The following is a 479-nucleotide window of genomic DNA, read 5'->3' on the forward strand; positions in this document are numbered from 1 at the left end:
AACTTTTCGAACATAAAAAGTAAAGCCGCTATTCCATAAAGGTGAGAAAATAAAGAACGTTCCTAATTTGTTTGTTTGGTTGATATTAGACAGCGAAATTCCTGCCAAATAGATACTAACTGATAATAAATGAAAACTATTTTTAATAGCTAAGATTGATAGAGCAACTTTGCCTGACCCATTCCTTTAATCCAGTTTTTCTTAATGGCCTTGGCTTTTTCTCTAAGCTTCTCAATAGACCCCATCATCGTCGGCTGTCCCTGATTGAGCCTTTGAATTTGGTCGAGCCAATTGCTTTGTCGAAGATTTAAACGATGAAAGGTTGAAGTTACATGTGGAGGAATTGTTGCTTTATTGGGATGAACAATTGCTCTACCAGTCCATTCCACTAAAGCCAGATAATCATTCAGGTTAAACGAATAGAGCGATTCATCCGCTGATTGATTCACAGGAGTGAGCGCTTCATTCATTTGAATAAC

Annotated in this window: 1 protein-coding gene; it reads right to left on the reverse strand. The window is 37.2% G+C overall.

Going from position 1 to position 479, the window contains the following annotated elements:
• Positions 1-149: 149 nt before the first annotated feature.
• On the reverse strand, positions 150-479 hold a 330-nt coding region (locus IYN84_RS20895; RefSeq protein WP_210330785.1), incomplete at its 5' end, for a hypothetical protein.

It is taken from the genome of Aliikangiella sp. G2MR2-5, assembly GCF_015687155.1.
In the GTDB taxonomy this organism is placed as follows: Bacteria; Pseudomonadota; Gammaproteobacteria; order Enterobacterales; family Kangiellaceae; genus Aliikangiella.